We start from the raw sequence: 23,380 nt of genomic DNA, 5'->3' as shown, positions 1-23,380 counted from the left end.
GTGCAAGGATGGCATCACGCTGTCAGGATTGCATAAACCTGGTCACCGGTCCTGGCCGCCCGTAGCCCTCGAACAGCGTCGCCCTCTCTAAAGCGCCTGGCGACGCATGACAGGACATTGAGGGCTTCCGTCCGTGCGGAAGCGGGTGTCAGAAGCAGAATGACGATGTCGACGGGCTCGCCGTCCACGGCCTCGAAGTCGATCGGGTGCGCCAGAAGAACCACAAGGCAAAATACGGATTCCAGTCCAGCGACTGCAGCATGCGGAAGGGCCACACCGCCCCCGATACCCGTAGAGCCCAGGACCTCGCGGTCGGATAGTGCTTTGGCGATTATACGGTAAGGAACCGAGGTCGCTTCGCCAGCCTTCTCAGATATCTGCCGCAGGAGGTGTTGTTTTGACGATGAACTCAACCCAACGAAGACGTTCTCCGCCAGGAGAAAATCGTGGACCAACATTTTCTCTCCTCCGTTAAATTCCGAAGCCTGGTTCGTCTCTGAACGAGCTGCACCACCAGCTGCGGGGTTTGCCCTTGTTCGGAAGTCGTGCTGCGTCATCGTGCCCAACACGATGACGCAGCACGACGGGCTTGCCCTGTTGTTTCCGACATTTCAGTTGACGGATGCAATGTTGGTGATGACCTTCGCCACGAACATGACCGAGCCAAGTGCGCAAACAATTCCGAAGATAACGTTGGAGCCACAACATGCCATCCTTGCGTTCCGGCGGGGAAAGACGGCGTTGCGAACAAAGCGGGCGAACATCACGAAACGCACTGAAGCCGCTCCTGACACCACTGCATGTGGGCAAGACAAGCCTCGAAAAGGATCTTCGAAGCTCCGAACAATCTGTAGTCGAACATCATGTCGCACCTTTTTCGGGTCGATGCCCAGGCGCAGGTTGGCGTGGGTCTCCGTCTTTATGGATCGGATACGCATAGGGATTCGAGACGGGGAGCAGGACTAGAATATAGAAAATGCATAGTGATTTTTGACACTTCGCGCCAGGTCACTAGCCCGCCCAACACACCTCCATCTGCCTTAACGCAGTCACAGCGTTTCCACGTCGGAGCGGCGTTCCTGAATGACGTCTTGTCTGTTCTTCGGGCGCTCTGACCTGTGCGCTATTCGGAAGTCTTCCTCGCCAAATCGCCACTCGTCGCCATTGCATCTCCGCATGTCGTTGTCGCGGCAGTCGAATGGGAATGATGGTGGTCTGCTGCTGGGGTTGAGGTACATTGTTTTGCTCGCCTGATCTTTTCGAGGAGGAAGAGATCAGGGAATGCGGCGGAAGTGCCGCTTTTGGCGAACTGCCGGCGAGCAGCATTGGCTTTCCGTCTAACCCAGAGGAGGAATGGGCATGAGCAGGAACAGAGGTGTAGTCTATTTGCGGCCGGGCAAGGTCGAGGTAAGGGATATCGACGACGCCAAGCTCGAGGCGCCGGATGGGCGCCGGATCGAGCATGGCGTTATCCTGAAAGTGATTTCGACCAATATCTGCGGGTCCGACCAGCATATGGTGCGCGGTCGCACGACGGCCTTGCCTGGTCTCGTGCTTGGCCACGAAATCACCGGCGAGGTCATCGAAAAGGGCGTCGATGTCGAGATGCTGGAGATCGGTGATATCGTTTCCGTGCCCTTCAACGTCGCCTGTGGCCGCTGCCGCTGCTGCAAGTCGCAGGATACGGGCGTCTGCCTCACCGTCAATCCGTCGCGCGCGGGCGGCGCCTATGGTTATGTCGATATGGGCGGCTGGATCGGCGGCCAGGCGCGTTATGTCACTGTTCCCTATGCCGATTTCAATCTTTTGAAATTCCCGGATCGCGACCGGGCGATGTCGAAGGTCCGCGATCTGACGATGCTGTCGGATATCCTGCCGACTGGTTTTCATGGGGCGGTCAAGGCAGGCGTCGGGGTCGGGTCGACGGTCTATGTCGCGGGCGCCGGTCCGGTCGGTCTTGCGGCTGCGGCGTCAGCGCGCATTCTCGGTGCAGCGGTCGTGATGATCGGAGACTTCAACAAGGATCGTCTTGCCCACGCCGCAAAGGTCGGTTTCGAGCCGATCGATCTGTCGAAAAGCGACCGGCTCGGGGACATGATCGCCGAGGTGGTTGGCACAGACGAGGTCGATAGCGCCATCGATGCCGTCGGTTTCGAAGCTCGTGGGCATTCGGGTGGCGAGCAGCCTGCTATCGTCTTGAACCAGATGATGGAGATCACTCGCGCGGCGGGCTCGATCGGCATTCCCGGCCTTTACGTGACGGAAGATCCCGGTGCGGTGGATGACGCCGCCAAAAAGGGCAGTCTGTCGCTTCGGCTGGGTCTCGGCTGGGCGAAGGCCCAGTCCTTCCACACGGGCCAGACGCCGGTGCTGAAATACAATCGTCAGCTCATGCAAGCCATCCTTCACGACCGGCTGCCGATCGCCGACATCGTCAACGCGAAGATCATCTCGCTTGATGAGGCAGCGCAAGGCTATGAAAGCTTCGACCAGGGGGCCGCGGTCAAATACGTGCTGGATCCTCATGGAGACCTGACGAAAGCCGCGTGATCTCGCCGGCCGAGTTGCAGCCGCTACCCTTGTCCGGCGCCGTATTGGGTGCCGGACAAGGCAGATTCGCCTAACGCTACCAAGTCCTCACGCCACATGGTTCAAGAAGCCACGCTTGCTCCCGTGCAGGCGCTTTAGCGCTGCGACATAGGCCTCGTGGGATATGAGCGTGCCGGGATCGAGGATATGGGGCGCGAGGGCTTGCGCTGTGGCGAGGTGACGGGCTGCGTGCTTGTAGCGGCTGGCTTTTCCATGATCGAGCGAGAAGTCGATCATGCTGCGCAGGATCAGCGTTGCGGCGAGCGGATGATGGGGTGCGAGCATCTCGGCAGTTGATGTCATCAACTCGTAGAGATCGCCATTCAGTTCTGCCGGCCTGTTGATCACCAGTTTCGCCGCCTGGCCCAATGCCGGCCAGCGCAGGAAGAAGGCGAGCGCCTGGTGAACATCGGGGAATGTCCGGGCATAGGCAAACGCCCTTTCCTCGGCGTCCATATCGTCGAAATCCGGCAGGCGTTTCAAGAATGCGCGCAGGTGAATGTCGCTGAGCGACTGTTCGAACCATCGCCAGCGATCGGCCTGGGCTTCCTCGGTGCGTCCCAGGGTTTCCAGCGTCTCGGCGCGGGCAAGCTGCCACTCCATCTCGCGGTCGGGCGAACCGGTTATCTCGGCGCCATCGAGTGCCTGCAGCGCTTCATCGGCGCGCCCTGCGGAGAGGAGGCGGCGGGCTATTTCGGCAGCGATTGCCGGTATCCGGCGGGTTTCCTCCGGCTGCTCGGCAATGTAGGCATCCACATCTCCCGTGGCATCGGCGATTGCCTGAAGCGCGATACGCACTGTCGTCTCATCATGCCGGTCGTGCCTCGGTGAGGTGGTGCCGATGCTTTCCCGGGCGCTTTCGTCGGGCTCGTTCAACCACTGCACAAGCAGCGATTTCAGGCGGTCGAGGCCTTGAGTGCCGAGGGCCGGGGCCATGGCTGGAGTGAACGGGTCGAATTGACCGTGTCCATTGTTCTGAACCGCCGCCAGAACCCTGTCGGCAAGAATATCGGGGTCGATGCCCGAGGCGCTGGCGATGACGCCGGCATCGCTGCAGGCTTGATGGAAACTTGCAAGCAGCGCGCCGCTCGCATCGTCCGTTCTGTCGAAGATCGGCTCACCGAGGGCAAGGAACTGCCAGATCAGCTCGAAGCCCTCACTGGGATCGTCCGGCGCCACGGTCTCGACGATCGTCTTGCGCTGGGTTTCGAGGTCGGCCTTCGTCGATTTTACCCGACGCCAGCTGATGAATGTCCGGGCGCGCGCGATGCTGCCGAGCCGCTTGCGAACTTCGCGCGCCACTTCTTCACTGCTGTGGCTGCCGGCCAGTTCCATGCGAAGCTTGCGCTTGTTTGCGGCGCTGCCCATGCTGATCTCGATCAGCAGCTCGGCAAGTCGTTGCGAGCCGAGCGCTTCCAGGTTCTTCGCGTTGAGGGTCGTCTTCGTGGCCATGGGGATGTCGATGCGGTCTTGCGTGAGGTGTCGGGACAGACAGTTCAGAACCATACCGGGATTTGCAAGTGTTTCAGCCCGGTTTTCGCCACCGGCCTGCTGCCGAGCGCTGTTGTGGGTCTTTCACGCCGAGGAAATCATTGGTAGAGGGTCGCCATGAACGCGCTTTCAGATGCCGATCCGATCTATAACCCGCCGCAGAATCCCTATCTTTCGCTGCTGCACCGCGATGCGCATCTGCTTGTGTTCAACAAGCCGAGCGGTCTGCTGTCGGTGCCTGGGCGGCATCCGGCGCTGTCGGACAGTCTTTTGACGCGGGTGCAGAAAGAGTATCCGGAGGCGCTGATCGTGCACCGTCTGGACAAGGATACATCCGGTGTCGTGGTGATGTCGCTCAACCGCCGGGGGCATGCGCTTGTCGCAGCGCAGTTTGAAGGGCGCACCACGCGGAAATCCTATGTGGCCGAGGTCTGGGGAAGGGTTGAGCAGGCGGAAGGCGTGGTCAATCTGCCGTTGGCGATCGATCCAGACAACAAGCCGCGCCACCGCGTCGACACCGATCACGGCAAGCCTGCCCAGACGCGCTGGCAGGTGATGGGATATGGCGAGAAAAGGACGCGGCTGCGGCTGTATCCGCTGACGGGCCGCACCCATCAGCTGCGCGTGCATATGAAAGCGCTCGGCCACGTCATCCTCGGCGACGCGTTCTACGCGGATGGCGATGCGCTTCTTGCTGCGAACCGTTTGCTTCTCCATGCCGAAGAACTAAGCTTCCGTCATCCTGACGGTTCGGACGTCACGTTCACCGCTCCAACGCCCTTCTGAGATCGGACATTGGCACAAAACCTCGAGAAAACGCCGCTGATCGTCGATTTTGTCGGCGGCGCAGTCGGTCACCGTTTCCGTTCCGGCGAGGGCCGCAAACAGGACCTGCCGAAGGCCGTCGGGTTTTCGAGCGGCACGATCCCTGATGTTGTCGATGCGACGGCGGGTCTTGGCCGCGATGCGTTTCTGCTGGCATCGCTCGGCGCGCGCGTCACGCTGATCGAGCGATCCGAAACGATGCATGCGCTGCTTCTGGAAGGGCTCGAACGGGCGAGGGCCGAAGGCGGGCGTCATGCGGAAACCGTGTCCCGGATGACGCTGGTGCATGGGGATTCCTGTGTTCTCCTTCCGCAGATGAAGCCGCAGGTGATCCTGATCGATCCCATGCATCCGCCGCGCGACAAGACGGCGCTGGTGAAGAAAGAGATGCGGCTGATCAGGGATATCGTCGGGACCGATGCGGATTCTGTGCAGCTCATGCAGGTCGCGCTGGAGGCTGCCCAAAACCGGGTCGTGCTGAAATGGCCGCTGCGCGCCGAGCCGATGCCGGGCGTGCGCAAACCGTCCCATCAGATATTGGGGAAAAGCACCCGCTACGACGTGTTCGTCAAGGCGAAAATCAGCGCCGAGTAGGTGGGTGATCGCACTGCCGTTGTTGCCCTGTGTCGACGGTTGCGCATAGTATCCCGCATTCCTTGGGAGTGCCTTGCCGATGTCAGACAGTGACCAGAAGTCCGGGCCGTTTCCGGAAGAGCCGGGGATCCTCGAATTTCTCGATATCTGCGATCGCTTCTACCCCGCCGATGCTGTGGATGCGCCGATTGCACAGCAGCGGGACTGGTATGATGCACTCTGCGCCCGCTTCGACCAGCCGCTGCCGCAAGGTCTGACGTTTCAGGACGAGATGCTGGTCGTGCCGATCCGGCGTTACCGACCCGCGACGATCAGCAGCGAAACCGTTCTTCTTTACCTGCATGGCGGCGGGTTCGTCGTCGGGTCGCTGGATAGCCACCACGCGATCTGTGCGGAGATTGCCGATTTCGCGCAGGCGGAACTGGTCTCGGTCGATTACCGGCTTACGCCCGAACATGTCTGGCCGGCCCAGACGGACGATTGTTTCGGTGTGATGAAGCAGCTTTTAGGGGAGGGCCGAAAGGTCGTGCTGATCGGCGACAGCGCCGGCGGCAATCTTGCGGCGGGGCTTGCGTTACGGGCGCGGGACGAAAGACTTTCGGGGATTGCCGGCCAGGTACTGATCTATCCAGCACTTGGCGGCGATCTTGTGTCTGGCTCTTACCGTGAGATGGCCTATGCGCCGGGGCTTACCACGGCCGATGTCGCTTATTACCGGGCAGTCCTCAAGGCGCCAGAAATTGAACCCGTCGCGCATCCGCTTCTGGCCCGCGACCTATCCGGCCTGCCGCCGGCCTATATCACCGTTGCGCATTTCGATCCATTGCGAGACGATGGCGAACTCTATGCGCGACGGTTGCGAGAGGCGGGCGTCGAGGCGACGTTCCGCGAGGAGCCGCAGATGGTGCATGCCTGGCTGCGTGCCCGCCACATGAGTGCTGGCGCGCGCAGCGGTTTCGAGGCGCTTTGCGAGGCTGTGCGGCGGATGGCAGTTAGCGACTGACCTAGCTCTTAGCCTTGGACACCAGAACCGGATCGGCGCGGAAGGCAGTCGGGAAGATCGCCTTCAGATTATCGATCTTCGGCATGTCGTTATAGACGATATAGGGATAGCTGGGGTTCAGCGTCAGAAAGTCCTGGTGATACTTCTCGGCCGGATAAAAGGCGGAAAGCCTGGAGATTTTCGTGACGATAGCGGCTGGATAGAGTTTCGTCGCATCAAGCTGGGCTATATAGGCCTCGGCCACCTTCTTCTGCTCGTCGCTCGTGGTGAAGATCGCGGATCGGTACTGCGGGCCGCGGTCAGGACCCTGGTAGTTCAGCTGGGTCGGATTGTGGGCGACGGAAAAGAAGATCTGCAGCAGTTTGCCGTAGCTTACCTGCTTCGGATCGAAGGTGATCTCGACGGCCTCCGCATGGCCCGATCTGCCCGAGCTGACCGTCTCATAGGTAGCAGTTTTCTGGTCGCCGCCGGAATAGCCGGAAACGGCGTTGCTCACGCCCTTCACATGCTGGAAGACGCCCTGAACGCCCCAGAAGCAGCCGCCGGCGAAGATGGCCTTCTCGACATTGCCCTTCGCGGCTTCGTCGATCGTCGGTGCAGGAATGGCAACGGCCGCCTCCTGCGCACGCAGCGCTGATGCCGGAAACGCCATCACGACGGCGCAAAACATTGCCGCCGCCAGACGATTTGCGAAGACTGCCATGAGAGCTCCTCCTGTTCGCATGGACTGTCTCAGGGATACCGGCCCGGCGTCAAATCACATCGGCGTAGGCCGCCAGCCACGGCGGGCGACGCCTACATGTGATCGCGGTGAATGGCCTTCTCGAAGGTCTTTTCAAAGATCTTCTTCTCTCCGTCATAGGCGAGGACCGAAGCGCTGATCAGCCAGTCGGTTGCCGTGCAGGCGAGTTTTGCCGTGGAGACGGTACGGACGGACCACCGGTCGCGCCTCATGTCGCAGGTCCAGACCGAAGTGCCCGTCATCGACAGCGGATCGGTCGGGTCGATCGACCAGGTCTCCTCGCGCAACTGCCGTGTGGAAAGGCCGGTGCCCGGATGTTCGAAAAGGCCTGTGTCTTCAGCCACTTCGTAACGCGTCTGGTTTTCAGCAAGGTCGCGGGTGACGCTGCGGCGGGTAGTGGAGGGCGCGTGCTCGATATATTTCGGCAGCGGATCCGGGTTTGCCGGCTGCTTCATCTCGAACATCTCGTGATCGCCGAGAATCGGCATGGCAAGACCGAGCGAGGCGATATCGATCGTCAGGCCGGGATCGACCGGCGGCGGCAGGATCATCGGCCAGTAGGCGGTCGAGAGCGATAGCCGGATTCGGTGACCCTCGCCAAACCGGTAACCGCAGACGTCAAGATCGAGGCGGATCTCGACCGGCTGCCTGGGAATAAGCGGTTGCGGATCTTCATTGCCGTCGCGATGGGCAAGGTTGATCACGCCGAAGGAGACGCGGGTCGCAGTCCCGTCTGGATGAACATCCACGATCCGGGCGCAAAGATTGGCAAGCTCGGCATCGGCGCTGAGCGTCAAGGTGATGCTCGGGCGTCCGAGAAAGGTTTTGGCCTCGTCAAGCGGCGCTGTCTGGAAGGCCAACGATCCGGCATCGTCGATGCGCTGGTCGCCGGCGAGTTCGGCATCCGGCTTCAACGTAAACCACTCGCCGGCTGCGGTTCCGGTGTCGAGCGGTGACTTCAGATAGATCTCGTGCGCCGGTGCATGCGGGATCGGCATCCCCTCCAGCAGCGAGCCGAACTGGTCGACGTAGAAGCACTCGCTTTCCGGTGCGCTCCAGTGCTGCTTGGAGACCCAGAAGCCCGGATCGACATCGCGCCGTACCGCCGGTTTCGGGCCGTCGAGAATATAGGCTCGAACCTGGGGCAGGATTTCTATGCCGTTCTCCTCGCCCCGCAGCCAGCGGTTCCAGAAGGCGATTGCCTCGCCATGAAAATCGGCGCGCGGTTTCGGCCAGGCGAAATGCGGATATTTGTGCACCCAGGGGCCGAGCAGCGCCTTCGCCTTGTCGCCCAGGCCTTCGACGGCCAGCAGCGGAGTGTTGCGATAACCGTCGGCCCAGCCGGCAATGACGAGAGCCGGAATTTCGATAGCCGCATAATCTTCGCAGATGGAGCCTTGTTTCCAGAAGCCATCGCGGCGCTGGTGGGAAAGCCATTCCTCCAGGAAGAACGGCTCGTTTTCCAGCCGTTCCATCCACATCTCAAGCCAGCGATCGCCGACGATGTCGGGATCGGGCGAGCGCGACTGATAGGCGAGCATGGTGGCGGCCCAAGACAGCTGGGCCGACAGGTGGCAGCCATTCTTGTAATGGATGTCGTCATTGTAGCGGTCGGTGGTCGAGGCGATCGAGATCACGGCCTTGAGCGCCGGTGGTCGAAGCGCTGCCACCTGCAGGCAGTTGAAGCCGCCCCAGGAAATGCCCATCATGCCGACTTTGCCGTTCGACCAGGGCTGTTCTGCGATCCAGGCGATCAGCTCGCAGGCATTGGCAAGCTCCAGCTCGGTATATTCACCGTCGATGACGCCGTCGGATTCCCCGGAGCCGCGAATATCGACGCGAACGCCGGCGATGCCTGCTGCCGCAAACACCGGATAGGTGGATTCGTCGCGCGGGCTGGTTCCATCCCGTTTGCGATAGGGCAGAAACTCAAACACGGCCGGCACCGGATCGGCGTCTGCATTGTCAGGCATCCAGATGCGGGCGGCAAGACGGGTTCCGTCCTTTAGCCTGATCCACTGGTTCTCGATGACGGTGAAGGAACGGTCAGTCATGGTCATGCGCTCTCAAATATCGATCTTCAATTTCCCGCGCTTTCCATCCGCCGTGTCGTCAAGACCTTCTCCAGCCAGCCGAGCTGCATCTCGGGCACGGATTTGAGGAGAAGGTCGGTATAGTCGTCGAACGGAGGCGACAGCGCCTGAGATTTCGGGCCGAAGCGGACGAGTTTGCCGCGATGCATGACGGCGACCGAGTCGGCGATTGCCTTCACGATGGCGATGTCGTGGGTGATGAACAGATAAGACAGCTGCTGTTCTTCCTGCAGCTTCATCAGCAGCTTCAGGATCCCTTCGGCCACCAGCGGATCGAGCGCCGATGTGGGTTCGTCGCACAAGATGAGCTCGGGCCTTGCGGCAAGGGCGCGGGCAATTGCCACGCGCTGCTTCTGGCCGCCGGAAAGCTCAGCCGGATAGCGATCGATAAAGCCGGTGCCCATCTCGATCTGGTCTAGCAGTTCCTTGACGCGGGCGGTCTTGGCTGCCCCACGCAAGCCATCATAGAAGGTCAGTGGCCGGCCGATGATATCGCGCACCGTCTGGCGCGGGTTCATGGCCGTATCGGCCATCTGGTAGATCAGCTGGATGCGGCGCAGGTCGTCTCTCGGCCGGCTTTTCAGCAACGGCGTCAGCGGCCGGCCCTCGAAGGTGATCGCGCCGCTGCTGGGCGCCAACAGGCCGGTGATGACGCGCGCCAGCGTCGACTTGCCCGAGCCGGATTCGCCGACGACCGCAAGCGTCTGGCCCTTGCACAGATGCAGGGAAACATCGTGCAGCACCTTGAACCCGTTCGAATACTGGGCGCTGACATGATCGACCCTGAGAACCGCTTCGGTCTGGTCAACTGCTTCCTCGCGGGCGGCCTGGCGCACATTGACCAGAGCCCGGGTGTAATCCTGTCTCGGTGCCTCGATGATCTGCTGCACGGGACCGTATTCGACCATCTTGCCGTGGCGCAGCACCATGATGTCGTCGGAGATCTGCGCGACGACGGCCAGATCGTGGGTGATGTAGAGCGCTGCCGTATCGGTTTCCTCGATCGCGTGCTTGATCGCCGCGAGAACGTCGATCTGGGTCGTCACGTCGAGCGCGGTCGTCGGTTCGTCGAACACGATCAGGTCGGGTTTGGAGCAAAGCGCCATCGCCGTCATGGCGCGTTGCAACTGGCCGCCGGAAACCTGGTGCGGAAAGCGATCGCCGAAAGTTTCGGGGTTTGGCAGGCCAAGAACCTGGAACAGGTAGAGAGCGCGCTCGCGAGCATCTTCCTTGCTCATGAGGCGATGCTTGACAGTCGCCTCGATAACCTGGTCGCCGAGCTTGTGGGCGGGGTTGAATGCGGCAGCTGCCGATTGCGCGACATAGCAGACGCGGGCGCCGCGCAGCTTGCGGATGCCACCCTTCCCCAGTTGCAGGATGTCGGTGCCGTCAAGTTTCACTTCGCCGCCGGTGATTTCGGCGCCGCCGCGGCCGTAGCCGAGCGCCGCGAGCCCGATCGTTGACTTGCCGGCACCGGATTCGCCGATCAGGCCTAAAACCTTGCCCTTGGCGAGATCGAACGAGACGTCGTCGACGATGGTGATCCGCTTTGGCGGCTCGCCGGGCGGATAGCTTGTCGCCTCGATCTTGAGGTTGCGGACGGAGAGGAGATGAGATTGAGCTTCATGCATCGCCGCGGCCTCCCTTCAGGCTGGAGGTTCGCTTCAGGAGCCAGTCGACCACGAGGTTGACGCAGACGGCGAGGGCCGCAATCGCGGTTCCAGGCACTAGGGCTGCGGGAATGCCGAAGATGATGCCGTCCTTGTTGTCCTTCACCATGCCGCCCCAGTCGGCGGTCGGCGGCTGGATGCCGAGCCCAAGGAAGGAGAGGGTGGAGAGAAATAGGATCGCAAAGGCGAAACGCAGGCCGAATTCGGCCAGCAGCGGCGAGAGCGTATTGGGCAGAATTTCGCGAAAGATGATCCAGATCTTGCCTTCACCGCGGAGCTTCGCCGCTTCCACGAATTCCATCACGGCCACATCCAGCGCCACGGCCCGGCCAAGGCGATACACGCGGGTGGAATCGAGGATCGCCATCACCAGGATCAGCACGATCAGGTGTTGCGGCAGCACGGCCAGCACCACGAGCGCAAAGATCAGCGTCGGGATCGACATCATCAGGTCATTGAAGCGGGAAAACACCGTATCGACGAGGCCACCTGAAACCGCAGCGGTAAAGCTCAGGATGATCCCGAGCGAAAAGGAGATCACGGTTGCTGCAAGGGCCACAATCAGCGTCGTGCGCGCACCGAAGATCAGTCGCGAGAGGATATCGCGGCCGAGATTGTCGAGGCCGAAGAAGAATTGCGCATCGGCCTCCTGCCAGACATTGCCGACGACTTCGGTCTCGCCGTAAGGGGAAATCCAGGGCGCGAACAGGGCGCAGAACAGTGCGAGCGCAATGCCGAACAGGCCGACCCAGGCGGTGATGGGGATTTCTCTCAATCTCATCGTGGATGCCTCAGACGGGGGTTGGCGATGATCGCAAGAATGTCTGCCACCATGTTGAGGAGGATGTAGACGGCTGCAAAGATGAGGCCGCAGGCCTGGACGACCGGCATGTCGCGCACGGTCACCGCATCGACCATGTACTGACCCATGCCGGGATAGACGAACACGACCTCGACCACCACGACGCCAACGACGAGGTAGGCGAGGTTCAAGGCGACGACATTGATGATTGGGGCGAGCGCATTGGGCGCCGCATGCTTGACGATCGCGCGCCAGCCGGACAGGCCCTTGAGCTCTGCGGTTTCCATATAGGCCGACGACATGACGGAGAGGATCGCCGCCCGCGTCATGCGCATCATATGGGCGAGCACGACGAGAACGAGTGTCGCGGTCGGCAGGGCGATCGTCTGGAGGCGCTCCAGAAAGCCCATGCCCTGATAAACGGTGGCCGGAAAGGTGGCGATGCCGAAATTGACGGCGAAATAGAGGATCAGCAGGTAGCCGACGAAGAATTCCGGAAGCGAGATGGCCGCAAGCGAGATCACGTTGATGATCTTGTCGGGAATACGATCCCGGAAATGCACCGAGAGCATGCCGAGACAGATTGCCAGCGGCACGGCGATGACGGCCGCAAAGGCAGCGAGGAAAAGCGAATTGCCCAACCGGTTGCCGACCTGTTCGGAGACAGAATTGCGGCTTGCCCAGGATGTGCCGAAATCACCCTGCAGGACGCCGCCCAGCCAGTCGAAATAGCGGGTGACAAGGGGCCGGTCGAGGCCGAGTTCGGCGGTGATGTTGGCAACAGCTTCCGGTGTCGCCGACTGGCCGAGATAGGTGGAGGCGAAATCGCCGGGCAGCGCTTCGACGCCGCCGAAAATCAGGGCCGACACTGCCAGAAGCAGGATCAGCGAAAGCACCATGCGCTGGGCGATAATGCTCAGCAGCGGAAAGCGCTCTCTCAAGCTGCGGGCCGGCGAGCCGCCAGCCTCTGTGGAATTGGACATGTGGCGCGATCCCGTATCCGAAATGAAGGGTTCAGACCGCAGGTTTTCCTGCGGTCCATATTCATCGGCGGAGCTCTACAGCCCCTGTCGGGTATCAGGCGTCGAGCCATACGCGGGTCGCGACATAGCCGTTCGACATGTCGTTGCCGATGTCCTTGACGTAACCCTGAAGCTTCTTCGACGCCGCATTCACGAAGTCGTTGAACATCGGCAGGATCGTGCCGCCTTCATCGCGCACCAGCACCGCCATGTCGCGGTACATTTCACGGCGTTTGGCTTCATCCAGCTCGCCGCGCGCGGTGATCAGCAGCTTGTCGAACTTTTCGTTCTTGAAGCGGGTGTCGTTCCAGTCAGCGGAAGACAGATAGGCGCCGGAATAGAACTGGTCCTGCGTGGCGCGGCTGCCCCAGTACGAGGCCGAGAATGGCTGTACGTTCCAGACGTTCGACCAGTAGCCGTCACCCGGCTCGCGCTTGATCTCGATATCGATACCGGCCTTTTTCGCGCTCTGCTGGAAGAGAACCGACGCATCGACAGCGCCCGGGAAGGCAACTTCCGACGTGCGCAGAAGCACCGAGCCGCTATGGCCTGACTTCTTGAAGTGGAACTTCGCCTTGTCCGGATCGTAGGAGCGTTGCTCGATGCCCTCGGGGAAGAGCGCATAGGTGTCGTTGATCGGGAAGTCGTTGCCGACCTTGCCGTAGCCACCGAGGATGCGCTTGACCATTTCCTCGCGGTCGATGGACAGTTTCAGGGCCATGCGCAGATCGTTGTTGTCGAATGGCGCCTTGTCGCAATGCATGATGAAAACGTAGTGGCCGCCACCGGACGTGGTCAGAAGCTGCACCGTCGGGGCGCGCGTCAGAAGCGGCACGGTCTTTGGATCGACGCGGTTGATGAACTGCACCTGGCCGGACGACAAGGCCGCGATACGGGCGGTTGCGTCGTTCATGGTGATGATTTCGACCGTTTCGACATAACCGCGGTCGGAACGCCAGTCGCTGGTGTTCTTCTCGAAGGTCATGCGAACGCCGGGCTCGAAGCTCTTGACCTTGTAGGCACCGGTGCCGATGCCGGCATTCGGCGCGTCGACACCGCCGTTCGGCTGGATGACGAGATGGTAGTCGGTGAAGATCGCGGGAAGGTCGGCGTTGCCGCTGTCGAGCGTCACGACCAGATCGCCGCTCTTGTTTTCGATCGACTTGATGGATTTCAGAACGCCGGCTGCACCGGATTCGGTCTTGCTATCGCTATGGCGCTTCAGGGTCGCGACGACGTCGTCGGTGGTCATCTCCTTGCCGTCGTGGAACTGCACGCCCTTGCGGATCTTGAAGGTCCAGGTCTTGGCGTCCGGCGATGGCGACCATGATTCGGCAAGCGATGGAACCGGTGCGCGGGTTTCCGGATGGGTTTCGACCAGCGTGTCGCCCCAGGTGCGGACCGCGGTGAACATCACCTGCGAGGTCGCCTTGGCGGGATCGATGCTGTCGGTCGCGGCACCGCCCTCGAGGCCGAGCTTCAGGTTGCCGCCCTTCTTGGGGGCCTGTGCGGAGGCGCTGGTTGCGTAGAGCTGGCTTGCTGCAGCCAGCGTCACGCCCGCTGCCATGGCGCGGCCCATGAATTCGCGGCGGTTCATGCCACCGGTGGTGACCCGGCCGGCAAGGTATTTCGTAATGTCGTTCATTTCCCTGTTCCCTTTTATTCGATGCAGTTTTCTGCGTTCGTAGTCTGCGCTGTCTCGCCGGGTTTCCTCTTCCACAGCGGTTTGCGCATTATTCCGTCGATCGTGGGAAATGGTTCGGTTGCGGCCGACATAACTTCCTTTCTGATGCAGTCCCCGGCTCTTACCGTGCGAGCTCTATGCCTCGGGAAATAGTCTGCTTAGCGATCGAAGGCCCGTTGAGGCGTGATGGAGATTACGGTCGCGTTGCCGCGTGGGTGAGCCTTCGCTACGACATTAAGTGCCTTCGATGCGACACATTTAGCAACCCCCCATGGGTTGCGAAAATTAGGCGCCTTTCGAAAGGGATGCAAATCCTGCTAATCGCGCGCTATCGCATGGAAAAACGTGCCGGTCACCCTTCCCCGGAAACCGCCCGACGGACCTATTTCGTCGCCTCGACCATCTGCAATCATAGCGAGAGGTTGGTCGGTTCCGGCATCGATCACCCGAGCATAATGGAATTCGTGGCCCCGCACCACGTCGCCTATTTTACCAATGGCACTTTCTCTCAGAAGACGCGCCTGGCGGTAGCCAAGGTTCATCTTGCGCTTGGAAAAGCTCGTGGAATGGGAAAGCAGGCCGGTCATGGCGTGGCTTGCGCCGTCGGCATCCTCCAGCCGTTCGCCAAGCACCATGTAGCCACCGCATTCGCCGTGAACCGGCTTGGTCTGCGAGAATGCCTTCAACCCCTTCTTGAACCTGTCAGCCGCTGCAAGCCGTCCCGCATGCAGTTCGGGATAACCGCCCGGCAGCCAGCAGACGTCGCAGTCGGCCGGAGGCGCTTCATCGGCAAGCGGCGAGAAGCGGACGATCTCGGCCCCCATCGACTGCCATTCCCGCTTGATATGCGGGTAGAGAAAGGTAAAGGCGGCATCTTCGGCAAGTGCTATCCGCTGGCCGGGTGGCGGTAATGCCTTTTCGGTCGTACCGGACGGGATATCGAATGGACGTGCTGCCTCGAAAATCGCGTCGAGATCCAGCGACTGTTCCATCGCATCGGCCAGCCGGTCGATATGGGCGTCCATCTGCGGATGTTCGCTTGCCTGCACGAGGCCCAGATGGCGTTCGGGCAGGGTCAGGGTCGGATCGCGCAAAATCGTGCCGACAACGGTAAGCCCGATCGCGGAGATCGCGTCGCCGGAGAGTTTCCTGTGACGCTCGCTTCCGGCACGGTTGAGCACGCAGGCCGCCATTTTCACGGTCGGATCATAATGCATGAAACCGCAGGCGACGGCCGCCGCCGTCTGGCTCTGTCCCGACACGTCGAGCACCAGCAGAACCGGCAGGCCGAACAGGCGCGCGAGATCGGACGCTGCGCCCGAGCGACCGGGTTCGCCCAGAATGCCGTCGAAAAGACCCATGGCGCTTTCGATCAGGATCAGGTCCGCATCCTCTGCCTGGCCGCGGGCGAGATGCCGAAGAAGATCGGGGGCCATGGCCCAGCTGTCGAGATTGAGCCCGGGCAGGCGGGTTGCCGCTTCGTGGAAACCGGGATCGATATAATCAGGCCCGGTCTTGATGCCGCGCACCTTGATGCCCCGCCGCTGGAAGGCACGCAAAAGGCCGATGGTGACGCTGGTCTTGCCGGAGCCCGACCGCGGTGCACCGATGATCAGGGCGCGGGCCGTCATGGTGCAGGTCCCGAAAGGACCGCCTGCATATCGACGATCCGGCCGATCACGATCAGCGCCGGCGCCTGGAAATCCTGGCGCTGCACTTCTGCTTCAACGGTCGCAAGCGTCGCAATCATCGAGCGCTCCAAGGGTGTGGTTGCCGCCATCAGAACCGCGACGGGCGTATCGCCTGCCAATCCGCCCTCCATCAGCAGCCGCGCGATCGTGCCGATCGTGCTCACACCCATATAGACGACGATGGGCTCGCCCGTCTTCGCCAAAGCTTTCCAGTCGAGATCGCCAGGCGTGCCGGCGGCATGTCCGGTTGCGAGCGTGATCGAGCGGCTGATGCCGCGCATCGTGGCCGGAATATTGGCGCAGGCGAGTGCGGCAAGGGCAGAGGTCATGCCGGGAAGAATCCGGAAGGGGATATCGGCTTTCACCAACGCTTCGGCCTCTTCGCCGCCCCGGCCGAAGATAAACGGGTCTCCGCCCTTCAGACGCAACACGCGTTTGCCTGTTCTCGCGAGTTCCATCAGCCTCGCGGTGATGTCGTCCTGCGCGACCGAAGGTTTGCCGCCGCGCTTGCCGACGAAGATCATGTCGCGTGTTTTCGCCAATGCCAGCACGGCGTCGGAGACCAGCGCGTCATGCACGATCACGTCGGCCCTTTGCAGCGCATCGGCGACTTCCAGCGTCAGATAGCGCGGATGACCGGGGCCGGAGCCGGCCAGCCAGACATGGCCGGGCGCAAATTCCGGTGCTTCGACGATGGTTTCGATCAACTCATTCATGGGCATGGAGTGCAAACCTTTTGCCGGCCGGTGAAGGCCGGGCTATAGAAACGGCCATGGAAGCCGGCATCGATATTGACAGCAAGACCCTGCGACGTGGCTGGACCACGGGAACCTGCGCTGCGGCCGCCACGAAGGCTGCCTGTCTGGCGCTGATGACAGGCGAATTTCCGGCGATGGTGGAGGTGACCCTGCCCGGCGGTCAGCGGCCGGGTTTTGCGCTGGCCATCGAAGAGGTGGGCGAGGGGTTCGCGAAGGCCGGCATCATCAAGGATGCCGGTGACGACCCAGATGTCACCCATGGCGCGTTGATCATGAGCACGGTGCGGCGCGGCGCGCCCGCAAGCGGCATCACCTTCAAGGCCGGACCCGGCGTCGGTACGGTGACGCGGCCCGGTCTGCCGCTGCCACCCGGCGAACCCTCGATCAACCCGGTGCCACGGCAGATGATTGCGCAGGCGATAACAGAGGTTGCCGGCGAGGGCGCCGATTTCGAGGTGGAGATTTCGGTGCCCGACGGCGAAAAAATCGCCGAGAAAACGCTCAACGGCCGGCTCGGCATCGTCGGCGGTATATCGATCCTCGGCACGACCGGGATCGTCATTCCGTATTCGTGCTCGGCCTGGATCCATTCCATCTGGCGCGGAATCGACGTGGCCCGCGCGGCCGGCCTCGATCACATTTCCGGTGCCACCGGCAATACGTCCGAAAAGGCGGCGCAGGCCTATCATGACCTTTCCGACGTCGCGCTGATCGACATGGGCGATTTCGTCGGCGGCATGCTGAAATATATCCGCAGCCATCCGGTGCCGAAGGTGACGGTTGCCGGCGGCGTCGCCAAGATGACCAAGCTCGCCCAAGGCATGCTCGACGTGCATTCCAAGCGCGGGCTCGCCGATCTCGAAGCGCTTGCCAAGGTTGCGGAAGACGCCGGCGCCGATGCCGATCTCGTTGCGCGGATCATCGCTGCAAACACCGTCGCGCAGGCGTTCGAGATGGCCGGCGCGCGTGGTCTGAAGCTCGGTGACCGCATTGCAGCACTTGCCTGGAAGACCGCCGCAAAGTCGCTCGGCGACCCTAAGATCGCGCTGGAGATCCTGGTCTTCGACCGGCACGGGCAGCTTGCCGGACGAACGGAATTCACGCCGTCCGATCATTCCGGGTCCTTGGCGCCGGAGAGCTGATCCCAGCCGGGGCGGAAGCGCCTTACATAGTCTGCATTGTATAGCTGGCTTTCGACGAAATCCGTCGCTCCCAGCCCTTTGCCGACGAAGATCAGCGCGGTGCGTTCTGCCGGCTCTGCGGCGAGCTTGGCGACGATATCGGCAAGAGTACCGGTGATGATGCGCTCTTCCGGCCAGGAGGCGCGCACGACGATCGCGACCGGGCATTCGGGGCCGTAAAGCGGTGTCAGTTCCTCGACGATCCTGTCGAGTGCATGGATAGCGAGATGGATAGCAAGCGTTGCACCTGTCGCGCCAAAGGCTTTCAGCGTTTCTCCCTCAGGCATTTTCGAGGCGCGACCGGATACGCGTGTGAGGATGAGGCTTTGCGCGACCTCCGGAATTGTCAGCTCCCGCCGCAACGCAGCGGCGGCGGCGGCAAACGATGGAACGCCAGGGGTCAGCGTGTAATCGATGCCGTGCTTCTCCAGCCGGCGGATCTGTTCGGCCACGGCGCTCCAGACCGAAAGATCGCCTGAATGCAGGCGGGCTATATCCTTGCCGGCCTGGTGAGCGGCAACATATTCGGCCTCGATATCGTCAAGCGACAGGGAGCCGGTATCGATTATCCGTGCATCGGCCGGGCAATAGTCCAGCAGTTCCTTCGGCATGATCGAGCCTGCATAGAGGCAGACGGGCGAGCGGCTGAGGATATCGCGGCCACGGACGGTGATGAGATCCGCGGCACCGGGGCCGGCGCCGATGAAGTGGACGGTCATGGATAGTCTTTCGTTTGCGCCAAGGCGCAGGTGGCGCCCTGGGATATCAGCCGGGGCACGATGATTTCGGACCATTCTCCCGCAGCCGCGAGCGCCGCACCCTCGGACAGGCTGGATGACGGCGTCTGGGCCAAGCTGTGGCGGGAAACGGTCTTGGTCCGTGGCTCGGCGTCCAGCAAGGCTTGGTCGCTGACGATGTGGAGGGGAATTCCCAGCGTTTCGGCCAGCTGCAGAATGCCCGGTTCCTGCCGCTTGATCTCTCCGGTGGCGAGTGCCCCAATAGATCCCCTGATGATACCGGCCTCAGTGCAGGCCGCATCGAGCGCGGACAAAAGGTCTGCGCGCGTGGTGCCCTTGCGGCAACCCAAACCGGCGACGATCATGGTTCTGTTCCTTTTGTCCAAGTCCACTGCGTGACCGGCATGGCGGGTTTCCAGCCCTGCATCGCCCCGACGGGCGAGGCGCGCGAGACATCCATGCGGATGAGGCTTCCGCCGAGCGTGGCTTTTGCGGTCAGCAGCACCGCTTCCATCTCCAGCGTCACGGCGTTGGCAACGAGCCTGCCGCCGGATTTCAGCGCTGCAGCGGCCGTCTCGAAGACACCAGGTTCGCTGCCGCCGCCGCCGATAAAGATCGCATCCGGTGGGGGGAGGCCATTGAGCGCCGACGGTGCTTCGCCCTCGACGACGACGAGGCCCGGCACGCCGAAGCGTGCGGCATTGCGCTTGATGCGGGCGGCTCGCTCGGGATGCGCTTCTATGGCAATCGCCTTCATCGACGGATCGGCCAGCATCCATTCGATGCCGATCGAGCCGGATCCGGCGCCGATATCCCAGAGCAGTTCGCCGCGCCGGGGCGAAAGAGCCGATAGCGTCAAGGCGCGGATCTCCCGTTTGGTGATCTGACCGTCATGCTCGAACAGGGCATCATCAAGGCCGAAGCCATGAGGCAGCACGCGAGCCGGTACATTTGCAGCAACGTCGATCGCGACAACGTTCAGCACATGGATATCCTGCAATGCAAATTCGTCCGCCTGCACCTTGCGAATGCGCTCCGCTTGGCCGCCAAGCGCTTCGAGCACAGTCAGCTGCGATTTCCCGAAGCCGCTCTCCGTCAGGAGCGCCGCCAGTTCCGCAGGCCCCCGTTCATCCGATGTCAGCGCGATCACGCGCCGGCCTGGATGCAGGAGCGGGCGGATGAGATCCAGCGGACGACCATGAAGCGAGACCGTCTCGATCTCCTGCAGCGGCCAGCCGAGACGGGACGCTGCGAGCGAAAATGCGGACGAGGACGGATAGGAGACGAATTCGTCGGCCGGCACATGGCGTGACAGGGTTGCACCCACGCCGAAGCAGAAGGGATCGCCGGAGGCGAGTACGCAGACCCTCTTTCCACGCAGAGCGACGACATCGCGCATCGCTGGATCGAAGGGCGTCGACCATGGCCGTGATTCGCCTGTGATGAGGGATGAGGCGAGCTCCAGATGCCGCTTTCCGCCGAACACAAATGCGGCGGCGGCGATCGCGTCGCGGGCATTGCCGCCGAGACCCTTCACGCCATCCTCGCCGATGCCGACGATGGACAGCCAGCGGCTTTGGTTTAAAGCTCTCACTTCTGATTCAGGAGGCAACTTGACTTACTCCATCCTCATTCTGGGCGGGACGACCGAGGCGAAGGCCTTGGCCGGCCGGTTGGCAACCGACCCGGAATACCAGATCCTTGTTTCGCTTGCAGGCCGCACCAAGGCGCCGGCGGAACAGCCAGTGCCCGTGCGGATCGGCGGGTTCGGCGGTGCTGTCGGCCTCGATGCCTTCATCCGTGAGAAGGGCGTGGATCTGCTGATCGACGCGACGCATCCGTTCGCGGCGCAGATTTCCCGCAATGCGGCCGAGGCCGCGGCGTCCTCGGGTGTAGAGATCCTGGCTTTGCGACGGCCCGCCTGGTTGCGTCAGGACGGCGATCGGTGGCAGGAGGTCGGCAGTATCGAGGCCGCGGTTGCCGCGCTTGATATCGCCCCGCGCAAGGTTTTCCTGACGCTCGGCCGGCAGGAACTTCTGCCTTTCGAAGTGAGAAAACAGCATCGATACCTGGTGCGCAGCGTCGATCCGGTCGATCCGCCGCTGGACCTGCCGGATGTGACCTATATCACTGCCCGTGGGCCGTTTTCCGAGGGTGACGAGATCCGGCTGCTCGAGGAGCACGGCATCGACCTGATCGTCTCGAAGAACAGCGGCGGTCGCGCCAGCGTGGCCAAGATCAGCGCCGCACGGCGGCTTGGCATAGACGTCATCCTGATCGACCGGCCCGAGTTGCCGGATGTGCCGTCTGCCACAAGCGTGGATGCGCTGGTCGACCGGGTCCGTCACTGGGCGCTCTCCCGCAGGAACCGCGGCGAATAGACGATCGGCCGGTTGCCGGTTCTTTCGATCAGCTTGGTCTCGGCCGTGCCGACGATGACGCAGGTCGCCATGTCGGCCATGTCGCCCTTCGCGTCTGCCAAAGGCACGATCCGGATCGCCTCATCAGGTCTGCCGGCGGCGCGACCGAAGATGACCGGCAACGTGCCCGGCAGGTTGGCGCGCAGGATATCGAAGGCTTCGTCCAGCTGATGCGGCCGCGCCTTGCTGATTGGATTGTAGAAGGCCATGACGAAGCCGGCCGTTGCCGCGGCGACGAGACGCTTTTCGATGATGGCCCAGGGTTTCAGGTTGTTCGACAGCGAAATGGCGCAGAAATCATGGCCGAGAGGCGCACCCGCCTTGGCGGCAACCGCTAGCATGGCGGTGACCCCCGGTACGATGGACAGATCGATATCGCGCCATTCTGCAGGACCCTCGTCGATCGCTTCACAGACGGCTGCCGCCATCGCGAAGACGCCGGGATCTCCACCCGAGACGACGCAGACCTTGCCGCCTCTCGCTGCCATGTCGATTGCCGCCTTGGCGCGTGCCAGTTCCTCGCGATTGTCGGAGGCATGGCGGCGTTGGTCCGGTCGCAGGTTCAGCCTGTCGATATAGGGGAAGTAGCCGAAGAAATCGGTCGCCGACGCAACCGCCGAAAGCGCTTCCGGGGTGATCTGGTCCGGATTGCCGGGCCCAAGGCCGACGACCGTCAGCGAGCCCGTCATTCTGCCGCTCCATGATCGGGGCCTGGACGATTGGTCCATCCGGGAACGAGCACGAGGGAGAAATAGGGCGCCGGGCTTTCGTCACGCGTTTCCAGCCGCTCCGAGGCGCCGTTGGCCATGGTGCCGCGTTCGACATAGAGCGCGCCTGAAAGCTTGCCGACTGCGGCCAGCGCCCGGCGGATCTTCGGCAGGTTGCGCCCGACCTTCATGATCACGGCGCCATCGGTATCGGAGAGACGCTCGATTAGTTTTTCTTCAGACAGCGTGCCGGGAAGCACGCTCAGGATATCGTCTCCCTGCACCAGTGGCAGGCCCGTCATCGACCAGCAGCCGGACATTGCGGTGACGCCGGCAATCACGTCCACCTCGTAGCGATCCTTCAGCCGGACATGCAGATGCATGTAGGACCCGTAAAACAGCGGGTCTCCTTCGCTCAGAACGGCAACGGTCTTTCCGGCATCGAGATAAGCTGCGACGTCCTCGGCCGAACGATCGAAGAAATCGTTGATCGGTGTCTTGTAGTCCGCCTCGTCCTTGTGGGTCTCGACCGTGACCGGATAGACCAGCGGCAGCTCGATCGTGCCCGGCCGGATATGCGCGTCGACAATGGTGCGGCCGTTACCGGAGGATCCCTTCTTGCAGAAGAACGCCAGCACATCCGCTTCATTGATGGCACGCACGGCCTTCAGCGTCATCAGTTCCGGATCACCGGGCCCGGTGCCGACGCCGATCAGTCTACCCTTTATACTTTTGGGGTTCAAAGGCCTGTCCTCGCCAGCGCGTTGACGGCGGCCGCCGTCATGGCCGAGCCGCCCATGCGGCCGCGCACCACGGCATAGGGAATGCCATGCGTCGATTCCATCAGGGCTTCCTTGGATTCGGCTGCACCGACGAAGCCGACCGGCATGCCGATGATCGCGGCGGGGCGTGGTGCACCGGCATCCAGCAGTTCCAGCAGGTGAAACAGGGCCGTCGGCGCATTGCCGATGGCGACCACCGAACCTTCCATCGCGTCCCACAGATCCAGTGCCGCTGCCGATCTCGTGTTGCCGATCGTTTTGGCGAGTTCAATCGTGCGGCTGTCGCGCAACGTGCAGATCACCTCGTTGTCGGCCGGAAGCCTTGCCCGGGTTACCCCCTGTGCCACCATGAATGCGTCGCAATAGATCGGCTTGCCGGCCAGCAGCGCATTGCGGGCTGCAGAAACGAAGTCGTCGGAGAAGCGGAAATGTTCGGCCGCCTCGACCAGGCCGCAGGCGTGGATCATGCGGACTGCGACATCCGCCTGCTCTTCCGAAAATGCGGAAAGGTCGGCTTCCTCGCGTATGATCGCAAAGGACTTCAGATAGATCGCATCGCCTTCGTGGATATAGTCGTAACTGGTCATGG

22 protein-coding genes are annotated in these 23,380 nt (G+C 62.2%); 6 read left to right on the top strand and 16 right to left on the bottom strand.

All coding sequences use genetic code 11. From position 1 onward, the window contains the following. Positions 1-14: 14 nt before the first annotated feature. Positions 15-458, bottom strand: a complete 444-nt coding sequence (locus ASF70_RS01870) for a PTS sugar transporter subunit IIA (RefSeq protein ID WP_062576960.1) — start codon at positions 456-458, stop codon at positions 15-17. A 901-nt stretch (positions 459-1,359) separates the two neighbouring features. Here ASF70_RS01870 and fdhA point away from each other — a divergent pair. Next, positions 1,360-2,550, top strand: coding sequence for a formaldehyde dehydrogenase, glutathione-independent (fdhA, locus tag ASF70_RS01865; protein ID WP_062463529.1), 1,191 nt, complete (start codon positions 1,360-1,362; stop codon positions 2,548-2,550). Positions 2,551-2,637: 87 nt separating this feature from the next. On the opposite strand, the gene ASF70_RS01860 is transcribed toward fdhA, so the two are convergent. Next, a complete protein-coding gene (locus ASF70_RS01860; protein ID WP_062577177.1) occupies positions 2,638-4,041 on the bottom strand; it encodes a DUF6880 family protein in 1,404 nt (467 codons plus the stop codon). Positions 4,042-4,197: 156 nt separating this feature from the next. On the opposite strand from ASF70_RS01860, the gene ASF70_RS01855 reads away from it, so the two are divergent. The 3 genes from ASF70_RS01855 (at position 4,198) to ASF70_RS01845 (ending at position 6,502) form a co-directional block, all read left to right on the top strand. Continuing rightward, positions 4,198-4,866: a pseudouridine synthase gene (locus tag ASF70_RS01855; protein WP_062576958.1), complete on the top strand. Its 669-nt coding sequence runs from the start codon at positions 4,198-4,200 to the stop codon at positions 4,864-4,866. A 9-nt stretch (positions 4,867-4,875) separates the two neighbouring features. Next, entirely contained in the window at positions 4,876-5,499 is a 624-nt protein-coding gene (locus ASF70_RS01850) for a class I SAM-dependent methyltransferase (protein WP_062576957.1), read from the top strand. 79 nt (positions 5,500-5,578) lie between these two features. Next, on the top strand, positions 5,579-6,502 hold the full coding sequence (locus ASF70_RS01845; protein ID WP_062576955.1) for an alpha/beta hydrolase: 924 nt from the start codon (positions 5,579-5,581) through the stop codon (positions 6,500-6,502). Between the two features lies 1 nt (position 6,503). Here ASF70_RS01845 and msrA read toward each other — a convergent pair whose 3' ends face one another. From msrA to cobA, 8 genes are all read right to left on the bottom strand, one after another. Beyond that, on the bottom strand, positions 6,504-7,205 hold the full coding sequence (gene msrA / locus ASF70_RS01840) for a peptide-methionine (S)-S-oxide reductase MsrA (protein WP_062576953.1): 702 nt from the start codon (positions 7,203-7,205) through the stop codon (positions 6,504-6,506). Positions 7,206-7,297: 92 nt separating this feature from the next. Beyond that, positions 7,298-9,304: a CocE/NonD family hydrolase gene (locus tag ASF70_RS01835; RefSeq protein ID WP_200943488.1), complete on the bottom strand. Its 2,007-nt coding sequence runs from the start codon at positions 9,302-9,304 to the stop codon at positions 7,298-7,300. 20 nt (positions 9,305-9,324) lie between these two features. Continuing rightward, positions 9,325-10,968: an ABC transporter ATP-binding protein gene (locus tag ASF70_RS01830; protein ID WP_062576951.1), complete on the bottom strand. Its 1,644-nt coding sequence runs from the start codon at positions 10,966-10,968 to the stop codon at positions 9,325-9,327. Then, complete coding sequence (locus tag ASF70_RS01825) at positions 10,961-11,788, bottom strand: ABC transporter permease (protein WP_062463545.1); 828 nt, start codon at positions 11,786-11,788, stop codon at positions 10,961-10,963. Before ASF70_RS01825 ends, ASF70_RS01830 begins: the two co-directional genes overlap by 8 nt. Next, a complete protein-coding gene (locus ASF70_RS01820; protein WP_062576949.1) occupies positions 11,785-12,792 on the bottom strand; it encodes an ABC transporter permease in 1,008 nt (335 codons plus the stop codon). Before ASF70_RS01820 ends, ASF70_RS01825 begins: the two co-directional genes overlap by 4 nt. A gap of 94 nt (positions 12,793-12,886) precedes the next feature. Next, on the bottom strand, positions 12,887-14,476 hold the full coding sequence (locus ASF70_RS01815; protein WP_062576947.1) for an ABC transporter substrate-binding protein: 1,590 nt from the start codon (positions 14,474-14,476) through the stop codon (positions 12,887-12,889). A gap of 356 nt (positions 14,477-14,832) precedes the next feature. After that, a complete protein-coding gene (locus ASF70_RS01810) occupies positions 14,833-16,146 on the bottom strand; it encodes a cobyrinate a,c-diamide synthase (protein ID WP_062576945.1) in 1,314 nt (437 codons plus the stop codon). Next, positions 16,143-16,928 carry a uroporphyrinogen-III C-methyltransferase gene (cobA, locus tag ASF70_RS01805; protein WP_062576943.1) on the bottom strand — a complete coding sequence of 262 codons (786 nt, stop codon included), beginning with the start codon at positions 16,926-16,928 and terminating at the stop codon, positions 16,143-16,145. The genes ASF70_RS01810 and cobA overlap by 4 nt, the downstream gene beginning before the upstream one ends. A gap of 62 nt (positions 16,929-16,990) precedes the next feature. Here cobA and ASF70_RS01800 point away from each other — a divergent pair, with 62 nt between their 5' ends. Beyond that, positions 16,991-18,106, top strand: a complete 1,116-nt coding sequence (locus ASF70_RS01800) for a cobalt-precorrin-5B (C(1))-methyltransferase (protein ID WP_062577173.1) — start codon at positions 16,991-16,993, stop codon at positions 18,104-18,106. Here ASF70_RS01800 and cobM read toward each other — a convergent pair. The 3 genes from cobM to cbiE are packed head-to-tail and all read right to left on the bottom strand — an operon-like array spanning position 18,076 to position 20,476. Beyond that, positions 18,076-18,864 (bottom strand): precorrin-4 C(11)-methyltransferase, encoded by a 789-nt coding sequence (gene cobM / locus ASF70_RS01795; RefSeq protein WP_062576941.1) that lies wholly within the window; start codon positions 18,862-18,864, stop codon positions 18,076-18,078. The genes ASF70_RS01800 and cobM overlap by 31 nt on opposite strands. Beyond that, on the bottom strand, positions 18,861-19,247 hold the full coding sequence (locus ASF70_RS01790; protein ID WP_062463559.1) for a cobalamin biosynthesis protein: 387 nt from the start codon (positions 19,245-19,247) through the stop codon (positions 18,861-18,863). Before ASF70_RS01790 ends, cobM begins: the two co-directional genes overlap by 4 nt. Further along, complete coding sequence (gene cbiE / locus ASF70_RS01785) at positions 19,244-20,476, bottom strand: precorrin-6y C5,15-methyltransferase (decarboxylating) subunit CbiE (RefSeq protein ID WP_244473921.1); 1,233 nt, start codon at positions 20,474-20,476, stop codon at positions 19,244-19,246. The genes ASF70_RS01790 and cbiE overlap by 4 nt, the downstream gene beginning before the upstream one ends. Before the next feature lie 19 nt (positions 20,477-20,495). On the opposite strand from cbiE, the gene ASF70_RS01780 reads away from it, so the two are divergent. Further along, entirely contained in the window at positions 20,496-21,263 is a 768-nt protein-coding gene (locus ASF70_RS01780) for a cobalt-precorrin-6A reductase (RefSeq protein WP_062576937.1), read from the top strand. Here the strand turns inward: ASF70_RS01780 and ASF70_RS01775 are convergent. The 3 genes from ASF70_RS01775 to ASF70_RS01765 are packed head-to-tail and all read right to left on the bottom strand — an operon-like array spanning position 21,227 to position 23,378. Then, positions 21,227-21,991: a precorrin-3B C(17)-methyltransferase gene (locus tag ASF70_RS01775; RefSeq protein WP_062576935.1), complete on the bottom strand. Its 765-nt coding sequence runs from the start codon at positions 21,989-21,991 to the stop codon at positions 21,227-21,229. The genes ASF70_RS01780 and ASF70_RS01775 overlap by 37 nt on opposite strands. Next, a complete protein-coding gene (locus tag ASF70_RS01770) occupies positions 21,988-22,752 on the bottom strand; it encodes a precorrin-2 C(20)-methyltransferase (protein ID WP_062576934.1) in 765 nt (254 codons plus the stop codon). The genes ASF70_RS01775 and ASF70_RS01770 overlap by 4 nt, the downstream gene beginning before the upstream one ends. After that, positions 22,749-23,378 carry a precorrin-8X methylmutase gene (locus tag ASF70_RS01765; RefSeq protein WP_062576932.1) on the bottom strand — a complete coding sequence of 210 codons (630 nt, stop codon included), beginning with the start codon at positions 23,376-23,378 and terminating at the stop codon, positions 22,749-22,751. The genes ASF70_RS01770 and ASF70_RS01765 overlap by 4 nt, the downstream gene beginning before the upstream one ends. Positions 23,379-23,380: the final 2 nt, after the last annotated feature.

The sequence above is a fragment of the Rhizobium sp. Leaf321 genome, from assembly GCF_001423215.1.
In the GTDB taxonomy this organism is placed as follows: Bacteria; Pseudomonadota; Alphaproteobacteria; order Rhizobiales; family Rhizobiaceae; genus Neorhizobium; species Neorhizobium soli.
Note: the sequence above shows the minus strand (reverse complement) of the source record. Positions and strands in the feature narration are given on the sequence as shown.

Excerpts from the sequence above, each read along its gene's own strand:
- ASF70_RS01870 (WP_062576960.1), bottom strand. The coding sequence starts at position 458 with ATGTTGGTCCACGATTTTCTCCTGGCGGAGAACGTCTTCGTTGGGTTG.
- fdhA (WP_062463529.1), top strand. The coding sequence starts at position 1,360 with ATGAGCAGGAACAGAGGTGTAGTCTATTTGCGGCCGGGCAAGGTCGAG.
- ASF70_RS01860 (WP_062577177.1), bottom strand. The coding sequence starts at position 4,041 with ATGGCCACGAAGACGACCCTCAACGCGAAGAACCTGGAAGCGCTCGGC.
- ASF70_RS01855 (WP_062576958.1), top strand. The coding sequence starts at position 4,198 with ATGAACGCGCTTTCAGATGCCGATCCGATCTATAACCCGCCGCAGAAT.
- ASF70_RS01845 (WP_062576955.1), top strand. The coding sequence starts at position 5,579 with ATGTCAGACAGTGACCAGAAGTCCGGGCCGTTTCCGGAAGAGCCGGGG.
- msrA (WP_062576953.1), bottom strand. The coding sequence starts at position 7,205 with ATGGCAGTCTTCGCAAATCGTCTGGCGGCGGCAATGTTTTGCGCCGTC.
- ASF70_RS01835 (WP_200943488.1), bottom strand. The coding sequence starts at position 9,304 with ATGACCATGACTGACCGTTCCTTCACCGTCATCGAGAACCAGTGGATC.
- ASF70_RS01830 (WP_062576951.1), bottom strand. The coding sequence starts at position 10,968 with ATGCATGAAGCTCAATCTCATCTCCTCTCCGTCCGCAACCTCAAGATC.
- ASF70_RS01825 (WP_062463545.1), bottom strand. The coding sequence starts at position 11,788 with ATGAGATTGAGAGAAATCCCCATCACCGCCTGGGTCGGCCTGTTCGGC.
- ASF70_RS01820 (WP_062576949.1), bottom strand. The coding sequence starts at position 12,792 with ATGTCCAATTCCACAGAGGCTGGCGGCTCGCCGGCCCGCAGCTTGAGA.
- ASF70_RS01815 (WP_062576947.1), bottom strand. The coding sequence starts at position 14,476 with ATGAACGACATTACGAAATACCTTGCCGGCCGGGTCACCACCGGTGGC.
- ASF70_RS01810 (WP_062576945.1), bottom strand. The coding sequence starts at position 16,146 with ATGACGGCCCGCGCCCTGATCATCGGTGCACCGCGGTCGGGCTCCGGC.
- cobA (WP_062576943.1), bottom strand. The coding sequence starts at position 16,928 with ATGCCCATGAATGAGTTGATCGAAACCATCGTCGAAGCACCGGAATTT.
- cobM (WP_062576941.1), bottom strand. The coding sequence starts at position 18,864 with ATGACCGTCCACTTCATCGGCGCCGGCCCCGGTGCCGCGGATCTCATC.
- ASF70_RS01790 (WP_062463559.1), bottom strand. The coding sequence starts at position 19,247 with ATGATCGTCGCCGGTTTGGGTTGCCGCAAGGGCACCACGCGCGCAGAC.
- ASF70_RS01775 (WP_062576935.1), bottom strand. The coding sequence starts at position 21,991 with ATGACGGGCTCGCTGACGGTCGTCGGCCTTGGGCCCGGCAATCCGGAC.
- ASF70_RS01765 (WP_062576932.1), bottom strand. The coding sequence starts at position 23,378 with ATGACCAGTTACGACTATATCCACGAAGGCGATGCGATCTATCTGAAG.